The sequence below is a fragment of the Paracoccus sp. R86501 genome (assembly GCF_042466435.1).
Lineage (GTDB): Bacteria > Pseudomonadota > Alphaproteobacteria > Rhodobacterales > Rhodobacteraceae > Paracoccus.
In genome coordinates this window covers 754,917-766,459 of sequence record NZ_JAXHPZ010000001.1, presented here as the reverse complement: position 1 = coordinate 766,459, position 11,543 = coordinate 754,917, and the positions used below count along the sequence as shown (strand labels likewise).

The 11,543-nt window shown below is 64.9% G+C and carries 12 protein-coding genes; 9 read left to right on the top strand and 3 right to left on the bottom strand.

Annotated features, from left to right (window positions below; translation table 11 throughout):
- Positions 1–3: 3 nt before the first annotated feature.
- The gene (locus SJY40_RS03820; protein WP_378942944.1) at positions 4–486 is read right to left on the bottom strand and encodes an Lrp/AsnC family transcriptional regulator; all 483 of its coding nucleotides are present in this window, start codon (positions 484–486) and stop codon (positions 4–6) included.
- A 169-nt stretch (positions 487–655) separates the two neighbouring features.
- Between SJY40_RS03820 and hppD the strand changes: the two genes are divergently transcribed.
- The gene (hppD, locus tag SJY40_RS03815) at positions 656–1,768 is read left to right on the top strand and encodes a 4-hydroxyphenylpyruvate dioxygenase (RefSeq protein WP_378942942.1); all 1,113 of its coding nucleotides are present in this window, start codon (positions 656–658) and stop codon (positions 1,766–1,768) included.
- Positions 1,765–2,124 (top strand): Rieske (2Fe-2S) protein, encoded by a 360-nt coding sequence (locus SJY40_RS03810; protein WP_378942940.1) that lies wholly within the window; start codon positions 1,765–1,767, stop codon positions 2,122–2,124. The genes hppD and SJY40_RS03810 overlap by 4 nt, the downstream gene beginning before the upstream one ends.
- A 405-nt stretch (positions 2,125–2,529) precedes the next feature.
- On the opposite strand, the gene SJY40_RS03805 is transcribed toward SJY40_RS03810, so the two are convergent.
- Positions 2,530–3,156, bottom strand: a complete 627-nt coding sequence (locus SJY40_RS03805) for an outer membrane protein (RefSeq protein ID WP_378942937.1) — start codon at positions 3,154–3,156, stop codon at positions 2,530–2,532.
- Between the two features lie 143 nt (positions 3,157–3,299).
- Between SJY40_RS03805 and SJY40_RS03800 the strand changes: the two genes are divergently transcribed.
- The 7 genes from SJY40_RS03800 to SJY40_RS03770 all read left to right on the top strand — a co-directional run bounded on the left by SJY40_RS03800 (position 3,300) and on the right by SJY40_RS03770 (position 10,359).
- Positions 3,300–3,665 (top strand): hypothetical protein, encoded by a 366-nt coding sequence (locus SJY40_RS03800; protein WP_378942935.1) that lies wholly within the window; start codon positions 3,300–3,302, stop codon positions 3,663–3,665.
- Positions 3,574–3,984 carry an HAD-IA family hydrolase gene (locus tag SJY40_RS03795; protein ID WP_378942933.1) on the top strand — a complete coding sequence of 137 codons (411 nt, stop codon included), beginning with the start codon at positions 3,574–3,576 and terminating at the stop codon, positions 3,982–3,984. Before SJY40_RS03800 ends, SJY40_RS03795 begins: the two co-directional genes overlap by 92 nt.
- A gap of 90 nt (positions 3,985–4,074) precedes the next feature.
- On the top strand, positions 4,075–6,225 hold the full coding sequence (locus tag SJY40_RS03790; protein ID WP_378942930.1) for an FAD-dependent oxidoreductase: 2,151 nt from the start codon (positions 4,075–4,077) through the stop codon (positions 6,223–6,225).
- Positions 6,222–6,845 carry a CDP-alcohol phosphatidyltransferase family protein gene (locus SJY40_RS03785; protein ID WP_378942928.1) on the top strand — a complete coding sequence of 208 codons (624 nt, stop codon included), beginning with the start codon at positions 6,222–6,224 and terminating at the stop codon, positions 6,843–6,845. The genes SJY40_RS03790 and SJY40_RS03785 overlap by 4 nt, the downstream gene beginning before the upstream one ends.
- Positions 6,845–8,035, top strand: a complete 1,191-nt coding sequence (locus SJY40_RS03780) for an ABC transporter substrate-binding protein (RefSeq protein ID WP_378942926.1) — start codon at positions 6,845–6,847, stop codon at positions 8,033–8,035. Before SJY40_RS03785 ends, SJY40_RS03780 begins: the two co-directional genes overlap by 1 nt.
- Positions 8,032–9,729: an ABC transporter permease gene (locus tag SJY40_RS03775; protein WP_378942923.1), complete on the top strand. Its 1,698-nt coding sequence runs from the start codon at positions 8,032–8,034 to the stop codon at positions 9,727–9,729. Before SJY40_RS03780 ends, SJY40_RS03775 begins: the two co-directional genes overlap by 4 nt.
- A 3-nt stretch (positions 9,730–9,732) precedes the next feature.
- Positions 9,733–10,359, top strand: coding sequence for an ATP-binding cassette domain-containing protein (locus tag SJY40_RS03770; protein ID WP_378942921.1), 627 nt, complete (start codon positions 9,733–9,735; stop codon positions 10,357–10,359).
- On the opposite strand, the gene pobA is transcribed toward SJY40_RS03770, so the two are convergent.
- Complete coding sequence (pobA, locus tag SJY40_RS03765) at positions 10,356–11,525, bottom strand: 4-hydroxybenzoate 3-monooxygenase (RefSeq protein ID WP_378942919.1); 1,170 nt, start codon at positions 11,523–11,525, stop codon at positions 10,356–10,358. The two genes, SJY40_RS03770 and pobA, sit on opposite strands and share 4 nt — an antisense overlap.
- Between the last annotated feature and the right edge of the window lie 18 nt (positions 11,526–11,543).

Sequence of the window (11,543 nt, the reverse complement as noted above, 5' to 3'; positions counted from 1 at the left end):
AGGCTACAGATGGCCCAGATCGAAGCCGGGATCGTCCTTGACCGTGCGCAGGACGATCTCGGACCGGACCTGGGCCACATGTTCATGGGGCAGCAGATGTTCGTGGATGAAGCGTGCGAAGCGTTCCAGATCCAGCGTCCGCAGGTCCAGCACGTAATCCGCATCGCCCGAGACGGAAAAGGCCGAACGCACCTCGGGTTGCAGCGACAGGAACCGCGCGAAGCTGCGTTCGCTGTCGCCGCCATGCCGCCGCAGGTTCACCCGTACGATGGCACGCAGGCCGAACCCCAACCGGTCCCCATCCAGCCGCGCGGCATAGCCCCGGATCAGGCCGCCCTCCTCCAGCGCGGCACGCCTGCGCGAACATTGCGAGGGCGACAGATGCACCATCCCCGACAGCGCCGCATTGGTCAGGGCACCGTCCTTTTGCAGGGCGCGAAGGATCGCGATGTCGAATTCATCCAGCGTCATCATCACCTCTTTCACAAGCCGCCTCATGCGCCATGAACGGACCTGGCGCATAACATCGCGCAGATTCTGCGCTTTGACGCATGATACATGCATTCCGATCCATGCGCGATCCCCAGAACGCAAACAAAACGCAGCCGAGGGGGCGCATGATGATGCCAAGTTGAAAACATGGAAGGAGAGCCACATGGGACCGTTCCCGCATGATGCCCCCAAGGCCACCATCACCGATGAGAACCCCGCCGGCACCGACGGCTTCGAATTCGTCGAATATGCCCATCGCGATCCTGCCGTGCTGGACAAGCTGTTCCGCCAGATGGGCTTCACGCCTGTGGCCAAACACAAGACGCGCGACATCACGCTCTATCGTCAGGGCGACATCAACTATCTGCTGAACGCGGATCCGGACGGCCATGCGGCGCAATTCGTCAAGGAACACGGCCCCTGCGCCCCCGCGATGGCATGGCGCGTCGTCGATGCGCAGCATGCGCTGAAGCGCGCGGTCGAGCTGGGCGCCACCGAATACACCGGCGACGGCAAGTCCATCGATGCGCCCGCCGTCTATGGCATCGGCGGATCGCTGCTGTATTTCATTGACACTTACGGCGATCAGGGCAGCGCCTACAGCGCCGATTACGACTGGCTGGATGCGGTCGATCCACGCCCTAAGGGGTTCGGTTTCTACTACCTCGACCACCTGACCCATAACGTCATTCGCGGAAATATGGATACCTGGTATCGCTTCTATGCCGATACGTTCAACTTCAAGGAGATCCGCTTCTTCGACATCAAGGGCAAGCAGACGGGGCTGACCAGCCGCGCGCTGACCTCGCCCGATGGCAAGATCCGTATCCCGATCAACGAAAGCGCCGACGAGAACAGCCAGATCGAGGAATACCTGCGCGAATACAAGGGCGAGGGCATCCAGCACATCGCCATTGCCAGCAACGATATCTATGGAGGTACCGACAAGATCGCCGATGCCGGGATGGAGTTCATGCCCGGTCCCCCCTCCACCTACTATGAGATGAGCCGCGCCCGCGTGAAGGGCCATGAAGAACCGCTGGATCGCATGCAGAAGCGCGGTATCCTGATCGACGGCGAAGGCGTGGTCGGCGGTGGCCAGACGCGCATCCTGCTGCAGATCTTCTCGAAGACCGTGATCGGGCCGATCTTCTTCGAGTTCATCCAGCGCAAGGGCGATGACGGCTTCGGCGAGGGTAACTTCCGCGCCTTGTTCGAATCCATCGAGGAGGATCAGGTCCGCCGCGGCGTCCTGAAGGCCGAGCCCGCCGAATGATCTGGAGCAATTTATCCTCGGCCCCCGCCCCCGGCACGCCGGTGGCGGGGGTTTCGACGCTGTCGGGCGCGCAGGCGGTGACGGTCACCACCGACAGGGGTGATTTCCCCCTACTGTTGGTCGTGACGGATGATAGCATCAAGGGCTATGTCAACGCCTGCCCGCACCAGTTCCTGCCACTGGATTACCGCAGCCCGCGCCTGTTGTCGCAGGACGGAACACGGCTGATGTGCAGTGCCCATGGCGCGATGTTCGACGCCACCACCGGCCTAGGTGTCGCGGGCGAGGGGTTGGGATGCCAACTCTCCACAGTGCCGCTGCGCGAAAGCGACGGTCAGGTTTTCATCGACGGTTAGGTCATTTCGACTGCACGGCGGGTCACCATCCGGACAAATGCGATGCCGATGCGATTGAAACCGGCTTTCCAGCTGCTTGGTTACAGCGGATGGGGACCAAGCAAGTATCCATGAACTACTCAACGCACCGTTTTACGGGTTTGCATGTTTGGTAGAGCCTCCCACGCGCAATTTGCGAAAACCGCACATCTGGATGCGATAAGTTGACGTCGCGTATCTTGGTCTCGCTCAGCACTTTGCAAAGGGCATCGCGGTTGTCCTGCACCCGATACGGGACGCAGGCAACTTGCCGGTCACGAAGGCGGCCCAAAATGCATCAGACCGATTTTCTACGGACTCGCGACCGTCCCGACAGGCGATGATTAAGGCTGCAGCGCCGGACACTCATCCGACCGACCGCATTCCTCAGAACCGGAAACTTGCACCGACCCTCAGGTCTTTGCGGGACAGATCCAGCTGATCCTCGGCGCCCGGAAGCGGGTCGAACTGTGTCTGCGAATATTCGGCAAAGGTCGATATCTGCGGATTGACCCGGTGTTCCAGTCCAAGCCCCAGACTGTTGCCCCTTATGTCGCCAGATGCCTGCGCCGCCCCGCTGATATGAAGCCGCGCGACATCCTGCCCGGCCAGCGCATAGGGCATCCAGTCCCCTGCCGCATAACCGATGCGTCCGAACAGCCGGGCATTGCGCGTCAGGCTGACCTGCGGTTGCATCAGCAGTTCGGCGATGCGCGCGTCATCGGCACCCGCACTGGCCGAGCCTGCCTGATATTCCGCAGCGATCCCCAGAACCAGATTGCCGTACTGCCAGTCACGCCCGACGCGAAGTGCCGCCGCCTCGCCCGATGGCGAAAACAACTGCGCGTCGATGCCCTGTTGGTCCAGATCATCACGCAGATCGCCCTGCGCGCCTAGCTGCACCCGGTTGGTCACCAGTGCCGCGCCCAGATGGATGCCGGCCCAGTCGTCCTGCGCGGCGGCAGGCGCCGCCCCCAGCATCAGCAGAATGGCGGCCCGATAAACAGACGTCATGGCGATCCCCGTCCGATGCGTGAAAGCTGTCACCGACCAGCCTTAGGACAAAGGCGTAAACCGCGGGTTAAGACGGGGCGCGGGAAACCCGAAGGCACCGGCGCTCGTTTTCCCGTCAACAAGCGTCATGAAAGGCCCCCAAGATGTCCCAGCGACCGATCCTTGTCTTCGATGTGAACGAAACGCTGCTGGACCTGGACAGCCTTGTGCCTTTGTTCACACGGCTTTTCGACAACCCCGCCGCAATGCGCGAATGGTTCGCGCAGCTGGTGCTCTACTCTCAGACCCTGTCGCTGGCGAGGATCGAGAGCGATTTTGCCAAGCTGGCAGCCGGTGTCCTGAGGATGCAGGGCCAGATCCACAATCGCCATATCACTGACGCCGATGTCGCCCAGTTGTTCGACGGCCATCGGCAGCATGCCTGCCCACCCCGACGCGGCCCAAGCCCTGCAAACCCTTCGGAACGCGGGATTTCGGATGGTCACCCTGACGAATTCCCCCAAGGGTGACGGGCCATCCGCCTTGGAGAAGGCGGGTCTGGCATCCTTTTTCGAGGCATCCTTCAGCGTTCAGCCCAGCGGACGCTTCAAGCCCGCGCCGCAGACCTATCAGCTGGTCTGCGACGCCCTGAAGGTCGAACCGCAGGACCTGTGCCTTGTCGCCTGCCATGTCTGGGACACCATTGGCCTGCAGGCCATGGGCGGCAAGGGCGCATTGGTCACCCATGGGTCGAACGCGCCCTTGCAGGTGCCGGGGGTCCCGGTCCCTGATCTGACCGCCCCCAGTCTGACCCGCCTGTCGCAGGATATCATCGATGCCTGGGGCTAGGGTGGCATTTCACTATTTCGCATCGCGCCTGTAACGTCGGCAGGCCAAGCCGCGAAGTGCATCGAAAGCCCCCAAGGACAAGGCCCACCAATGACCCGCCCCCTGATCTTTGCACTGCTGGTGCTGATTGCCATCGCAGGCTTTCTGGCCATACCCGACAACCTGACCACGTTGGAAGGTGTCCGCGAACAATTGAATCGCGCTCAAGGGTATAGGGCAGAGAACCCGCTGCTGGTCGCGGGGGCGTTCTTCGCCATCTATGTCGCGGTGGCGGCCTTGTCGCTGCCCGTGGCGGTCTGGCTCACGCTTGGCGCGGGGGCGTTGTTCGGGTTCTGGCAGGGGCTGCTGCTGGTTTCTTTTGCCTCGACCATCGGGGCCAGCCTGTCGTTTCTGGCGGCGCGCTATCTGCTGCGGGACTGGGTCCGGGGACAGTTCCGCAACCGGCTGGACCGGATCGAGAGCGGCGTCGAACGCGACGGAGCCTTCTATCTGTTCTCGCTGCGGCTGATCCCGGTCCTGCCCTTCTTTGCGGTCAACCTGCTGATGGGTCTGACGCCGATGCCGGTGGCGACATTTGCCTGGGTCAGCCAGCTGGGAATGCTGGCGGGCACGGCTGTCTTCGTGAATGCGGGCACGCAGCTGGCGCAATTGGACAGCATCTCGGGCATCCTGTCGCCTGCGGTTCTGGCGTCATTTGCGGTGCTGGCGGCCTTTCCATGGATCGCGCGGGCTGTCATGGCCATCATCCGGCGCCGCCGCGTCTATGCCCGTTGGACGCGGCCCGCCAAGGTTGACCGCAACCTTGTGGTCATCGGCGCTGGATCGGCGGGACTGGTCACCGCCTATATCGCCGCAGCTACCAAAGCCCGCGTCACCCTGGTCGAGGCTCGTGCCATGGGCGGCGACTGTCTGAACACCGGCTGTGTGCCCTCCAAAGCGTTGATCGCCAGCGCCCATGTCGCCCACAGCATGCGGGACGCGCAGGCCTTCGGCATCGCCCCCGCACAGCCGCAGGTGGATTTCCGCGCCGTCATGGCCCGCATCCATGCCGCCATCGCCAGCATCGCCCCCCACGACAGTGTCGGACGCTATGAAGGGTTGGGCGTCGAGGTTCTGAAGGGCCGCGCCCGGATGATCGACCCGTTTACCGTCCAGATCGACCTGAACGACGGCGGCACGCAGCAGCTGACGAGCCGCGCCATCGTCATCGCCACGGGCGCCAAGCCGACCATGCCGCCCATTCCCGGGCTGGCCGATTGTGGCGCGCTGACCTCGGATACCATGTGGGACGCGCTGTCGGACCGCGATCAGATCCCTGCCCGCATTGCCATTCTGGGCGGCGGTCCGATTGGTTCGGAACTGGCGCAGGCCTTTGCGCGCCTTGGGGCCGATGTCACCCAGATCGAGGCGGGCGACCGCATCCTGCCCCGCGAAGACCCCGAAGTTTCCGAGCTGATCGCAACGGCGCTGCGCGACGACGGGGTGCAGGTCCTGACCGGACACAAGGCGACCGCCGCGGGCCGGGACGACAGCGGTCGCTGGCTGCAGGTCGAACACGACGGTCAGACCAGCCGCATCACCGTGGACGAGATCATCGTCGCCGTCGGCCGCACCCCGAACCTGACCGGTCTGGGCCTCGAGGAACTGGGCATCCCGACCGACCACACCGTTCAGACCAACGATTATCTGCAGACGCTCTATCCCAACATTCTGGCCGCAGGGGATGTGGCGGGGCCGTGGCAGTTCACCCATACCGCCAGCCATCAGGCCTATTATGCGGCAGTGAACGGGCTGTTCGGCGACATCAAGGCCAGCAAGGTCGATGCCCGCGTCATCCCTTGGGCCACCTTCACCGCCCCCGAGGTCGCCCGAGTTGGCATTTCCGAAACCGAGGCGCGCGATCAGGGGTTGGATGTCACGGTCACGCGTTTCGATCTGGACGGCTCGGATCGTGCCATTGCGGATGGCGCCACGCGCGGCTTCGTCAAGGTGCTGACCCCAAAAGGCAAGGACCGCATCCTTGGCGCGACGATCGTCGGCGCGCATGCGGGCGATCTGATGGCCGAGTTCGTGCTGGCCATGAAGCACGGGCTGGGCCTGTCGAAAATTCTGGGCACCATCCACATCTATCCCACCCTGGCCGAGGCCAATAAATCCGTCGCCGGCCAATGGCGCCGTGCCCATGTGAACCCCCGCCTGACCGCCCTTGCCGAACGCTTCCACGATTGGAGACGCGGATGATCGATGCCCTGATCCTGCCCACGCAACGCCGCGCCCTGTCGCCCCTTGCCGCTTGGCTGGACGCGCGCAACGTCCATGCCGACCAGCTGACCATCGTCGGCTTCGGCTTCGGGTTGGCCGGTTTCGCCGCCGTCGTCATGGGGTGGTGGCTGCCCGCCCTTGCGATGATCGGGCTGAACCGCCTGATGGACGGCTTGGACGGGGCCGTCGCGCGGCTGCAAGGCCCGACCGATCGCGGGGCGTTTCTGGATATCGCGCTGGACTTCATGTTCTATGCGCTGATCCCGCTTGGCTTTGCACTGAACGATCCGGCCAATGCCCTGCCTGCCGCCGTGCTGATCGCGGCCTTCGTGGGGACCGGATCGTCGTTTCTGGCCTTTGCCGCCATCGCGGCCAAACGCGGCGACAGCGCCGATGCCTTCCCCGCCAAGGGCATCTATTACCTTGGCGGCCTGACCGAGGGCTTCGAGACCATTGCCCTGTTCATCATCATCTGCCTGTGGCCCGATGCCTTTGCGCCGCTGGCCTATGTCTTTGCAACCGCCTGTGCGATCACGACCGTCCTGCGCTGGCACATGGGGTGGCAGGCATTCGCGCCCCGAACCAAGGAAACCCGCTGATGCGCCATCACCTGACCGTCACCGTTATTGCCGCCAGCGCCCTGCTGACCCTGAATACCCCCGCGCTGGCCGATTGGGACCAGACGCTGGAAAATGCACGCGGGCAGACCGTTTTCTGGAACGCATGGGGCGGGGATCAGCGCACCAATGATTTCATCGCATGGGTGGGCGAACAGACGCAGGACCGCTTTGGCGTTTCGGTGCAGCAGGTCAAGCTGACCGACACCGCCGAGGCAGTGACCCGCGTTCTGTCCGAAAAGGCCGCGGGCCGTGACACGGAGGGGTCGGTCGATCTGATCTGGATCAACGGGCCGAACTTTCTGGCGATGAAGGATCAGGGCCTGCTGGCCGATCCCTTCCTGTCCGATCTGCCCAATGCGCAATATCTGGACCTGTCACCCGACGCGCCGGCCATGGTCGATTTCACCATTCCCACCGAGGGCCGCGAAAGCCCGTGGCGTCTGGCCCGCTTTGTCTTCATCCACGACAGCGAACGCGCACCGAACCCGCCCGCGGATATGGCAGGCTTCGTCGATTGGGCGGCGGCCCATCCGGGGCGGATGACGCATCCCGCCCCCTCGAACTTCATGGGGGCGACGTTCCTGAAGCAGGCGCTGGTCGAGATGGCCCCTGACCCCGCCGCCCTGCAATCCCCCGTCATCGATGACGCATTCGCCCGCCAATCCGCACCGCTGTGGGACTGGTATGACGCGCTGCGTCCCAATATGTGGCGGCAAGGACAGGTCTTTCCCGAAAACGAATCCATCCAGCAGCAATTGCTGAACGACGCCGAGATTGACATCGCCCTGTCCTTCGACCCCGCATCTGCCGCCGCCGCCATCGAACAGGGGCTGCTGCCAGACACGGCACGGGTTTTCGTCCCCCAAGGCGGCTCGATCGGCAACGTCAGCTTCGTGGCCATCCCCTTCAACGCCGCCCATGCGGCAGGGGCGCAGGTGGTCGCGAACTTCCTGCTGGAACCGCAGTCGCAGGCCCATATGCAGGACATCACCGTCCTGGGATCGTTCTCGGTTCTGGACCCGCAGAAGCTGCCCGCCGATACATTCGCCGATCTGCCCACGGCGCCCTCCCTGCCGACACTGCAGGACCTTGGCCCCACCCTGCCCGAGCCGCACGCCAGCTGGATGACCCGACTGACCGACGAATGGGCCGCGCGATACATCAGATGACACCCCCGCGGCCCGACCGCCGGCTGGCGCGGGTCGTGCTGGCGGCGGTGCTGATGCTGATTTTGCTGCCGATCCTTGCCGGGGTCTGGCAGACCTTGCGCGCGGCTGCGGGGTGGATGCCTGCCATCGGCGCAACCGATGCCGGGCTTGACGCCTTTCGCGAACTGCTGGCCATTCCGGGGCTGGCGCGTGCCACGCTGACCAGCCTGTGGACGGGAGTGGCGACCACTGCGCTGTCGCTGGCGCTGGCGGCCGCCTGCTGCATCCGCTGGCATGACCGCGGCTGGCCGTTGCGTGTCTTGGCCCCGGTGCTGGCCGCGCCCCATGCGGCGCTGGCCATCGGTCTGGGGTTCCTGATCGCACCCTCGGGGTGGCTGGCACGTGCCGTGGCGCCCTTGGCCGGATGGGACCGCCCGCCCGATATCGCCACGGTCAACGACCCTTGGGGACTGGCGATGATCCTGGGACTGACCGCCAAAGAATTTCCCTTTCTGCTGCTGATGATGCTGGCTGCGCTGAAGCAGATCCCCCTGTCGCGCCACCTGCGCAGCGCCCGCGCCCTCGGTCTGCCTGAAACGCACATCTGGCTGACCCTGATCGCCCCGCAACTGTGGCCGCTGATCCGCCTGCCGGTGCTGGTGGTGCTGGCCTATTCGCTGTCGGTGGTGGATGTGGCGATGATCCTGGGGCCTTCGAACCCGCCGACACTGGCGGTGATGCTGACGCGCCTTTACGGCGATCCCGACCTGTCGCGCCTGTTGCCTGCCGCTGCGGGCAGCCTGCTGCAGCTGGGGCTGGTGGTGCTGGCCGGGGCTGGCTTAATGGGCCTGCAGCGCATCATCCGGCGCCACGGCCCGCATTGGGTGGCACAGGGGCATCGCCTGCCGGGGCTGGCCATCGCCACGCGGATCGCGGCCATCTGCGGCGGCGCGATTCTGGCCATCACAATGGCCGCGCTTGCGGTTCTGGCATTGTGGTCGGTGACATGGCGCTGGTCCTTTCCCGACATCCTGCCCGCCGCGCTGTCGTGGCGGTTCTGGGCACGGGCCGGACAGATCGCGGCCGGTCCCCTGACGACGACGCTGATCGTCGCGCTGATCAGCACCGCGCTGGCCCTGACCGCCGCCATCGCCTGGCTGGAGGCCGAGGATCGCCGCGCCACCCCCCGCGCCCCTTGGGCCGAGGCGCTGATCTATCTGCCGCTGCTGCTGCCGCAGATCGCTTTTCTCTATGGGCTGAACATCGCGGCACTTGGCGCAGGACTGCCGCAGGGGGTGGCGCTGGTGACATGGGGACATGCGATCTTTGTCTTCCCCTATGTGATGATCGCGCTGTCGGACCCGTGGCGGGCGCTGGACCCGCGCCTGCCCCGCGCTGCAGCGGCGCTTGGGGCTGGCCCGTGGCGCATTCTGTGGCAGGTCAAGCTGCCGGTGCTGCTGGTTCCGGTGCTGACCGCCTTTGCCATCGGCGTCGCGGTTTCGGTCGCGCAATATCTGCCGACGCTGTTTCTGGGGGCCGGTCGCGTCAGCACCCTGACGACCGAGGCGGTGACCCTGTCGTCGGGGTCGGACCGCCGGGTCACAGGCGTGGTCACCAGCCTTCAGGCGCTGCTGCCGATCCTGACCTATGGGACGGCCTTCGCACTGCCCGCCATCTTGTTCCGCAACCGCCGCGCCCTGCGCGCAGGAAGGTGACCCATGCTTGAATTGCGCCGATTGCAGATCCGCCATCGCCAGAATGAACCGCTGTTCGCGCCACTGGACCTGCGCGTGCTGCCGGGTCAGGTGGGGGTGGTCATGGGGCCGTCGGGCGTCGGAAAATCCACGCTGCTGGATGCCATCGGCGGACATCTGGCCCATGATTTCACCCTCGACGGAGAGATCCTGCTGGACGGTGCCGATCTGACGGGGTTGGGGCCACAGTCCCGCCGCATCGGCGTCATCTTTCAGGACCCGGTGCTGTTCCCGCACCTCAGCGTCGGGCAGAACCTGTCCTTCGGCATCCCGCGCGCCATCCGCAACCGCCGCGATCTGGTCGAACAGGCGCTGTCGGACGCGGGGATGGCGGGCATGGCGGACCGCGACCCCGCCACCCTGTCGGGCGGGCAGATGGCGCGCGTGGCGCTGATGCGCGGGCTGCTGGCCCAGCCCCGCGCGCTGTTGCTGGACGAGCCGTTTTCCAAACTGGATGCCGCACTGCGGTCGGACATCCGCGACTTTACCTTCGCCCATATCGCCAAGGCCGGCATCCCCGCTCTGCTGGTCACGCATGACCCGCAGGACGCCGATGCCGCCCATGGTCCGACGCTGGTTCTGCGGGCCTAAAGCCCGACGCCGGTATAGCTTTCGGCAAACAGCCGCCGCGCCGTGTCCGAATTCGCAAGGGCCTGCAATTCGACCTGCTGCATGCGGTGGTCGAAGGCGTCGTGATCGGGGAAGCGATGCATCATCGTGGTCACCGACCAGGAAAAACGCACGGCCTTCCAGACACGCTGAAGCGCCTGCGCGGAATAACCCTCCAGCCCGCTGTCGTCATTGTCGTTGTAGTGCGCGATCAATGCCGCCGACAGCAACCGCACGTCCGACAGCGCCAGGTTCAGACCCTTGGCACCGGTCGGCGGGACGATATGGGCGGCATCGCCACACAGGAACAGATGACCCCAACGCATCGGTTCGCTGACGAAGCTGCGCAGAGGGGCGATGGATTTTTCGATCGTGGGTCCGGTGACCAGATCGGCGGCGACATCATCGGGCAGACGGCGGCGGAATTCATCCCAAAAGGCATCGTCCGACCAATCCTCGACCTTATCGCTCAGCGGGACCTGAATGTAATATCGGGACAGCATCTCGTGGCGCATCGAGGCCAGTGCAAAGCCGCGCGGGTGGTTGGCATAGATCAGCTCGGGGCGCAGCGGCGGCGTTTCGGACAGGATGCCCAGCCAGCCGAAGGGATAGACGCGTTCGTATTCCCGCCGCACATCCTTGGGGATCGCATGGCGGCTGACACCGTGGAAACCGTCGCAACCGACGATCATGTCGCAATCCAGCCGGTGGCTTTGGCCGCCCCGGTCGAAGGTCACATGGGGTGCCGCGGCTTTCAGGTCATTAATGGCGACATTCTCGACCTCATGGATATGGGTCGCGCCGATCCGGTCCTGCGCCTCATAGAGGTCGCGCGTCACCTCGGTCTGGCCATAGACCATCACCTGCTGGCCGCAGCTTTCGGTGAAATCGACACGGATCATCTGTTGATCGTCGGTCAGATAGCAGCCGTGGTGGGGCTGACCTTCGGCGTGCATGCGCTGTGCGACGCCGGCCTGTTCCAGCAGATCGACGGTCCCCGCCTCCAGAATGCCGGCACGCACGCGCGCCAGCACATAGTCGCGCGTCTTGCGTTCCAGAACGACGGTCCGCACGCCCGCACGGTTCAGCAGTTGCGACAGCATCAGCCCCGAAGGCCCTCCGCCGATGATGGCCACCTGTGTTCGCATGATCCCCCCATATGCATG

What these genes read in the sequence shown, in the direction of transcription:
- hppD (WP_378942942.1), top strand. Translation starts at nt 656, where the DNA reads ATGGGACCGTTCCCGCATGATGCCCCCAAGGCCACCATCACCGATGAG.
- SJY40_RS03810 (WP_378942940.1), top strand. Translation starts at nt 1,765, where the DNA reads ATGATCTGGAGCAATTTATCCTCGGCCCCCGCCCCCGGCACGCCGGTG.
- SJY40_RS03805 (WP_378942937.1), bottom strand. Translation starts at nt 3,156, where the DNA reads ATGACGTCTGTTTATCGGGCCGCCATTCTGCTGATGCTGGGGGCGGCG.
- SJY40_RS03800 (WP_378942935.1), top strand. Translation starts at nt 3,300, where the DNA reads ATGTCCCAGCGACCGATCCTTGTCTTCGATGTGAACGAAACGCTGCTG.
- SJY40_RS03795 (WP_378942933.1), top strand. Translation starts at nt 3,574, where the DNA reads ATGCCTGCCCACCCCGACGCGGCCCAAGCCCTGCAAACCCTTCGGAAC.
- SJY40_RS03790 (WP_378942930.1), top strand. Translation starts at nt 4,075, where the DNA reads ATGACCCGCCCCCTGATCTTTGCACTGCTGGTGCTGATTGCCATCGCA.
- SJY40_RS03785 (WP_378942928.1), top strand. Translation starts at nt 6,222, where the DNA reads ATGATCGATGCCCTGATCCTGCCCACGCAACGCCGCGCCCTGTCGCCC.
- SJY40_RS03780 (WP_378942926.1), top strand. Translation starts at nt 6,845, where the DNA reads ATGCGCCATCACCTGACCGTCACCGTTATTGCCGCCAGCGCCCTGCTG.
- SJY40_RS03775 (WP_378942923.1), top strand. Translation starts at nt 8,032, where the DNA reads ATGACACCCCCGCGGCCCGACCGCCGGCTGGCGCGGGTCGTGCTGGCG.
- SJY40_RS03770 (WP_378942921.1), top strand. Translation starts at nt 9,733, where the DNA reads ATGCTTGAATTGCGCCGATTGCAGATCCGCCATCGCCAGAATGAACCG.
- pobA (WP_378942919.1), bottom strand. Translation starts at nt 11,525, where the DNA reads ATGCGAACACAGGTGGCCATCATCGGCGGAGGGCCTTCGGGGCTGATG.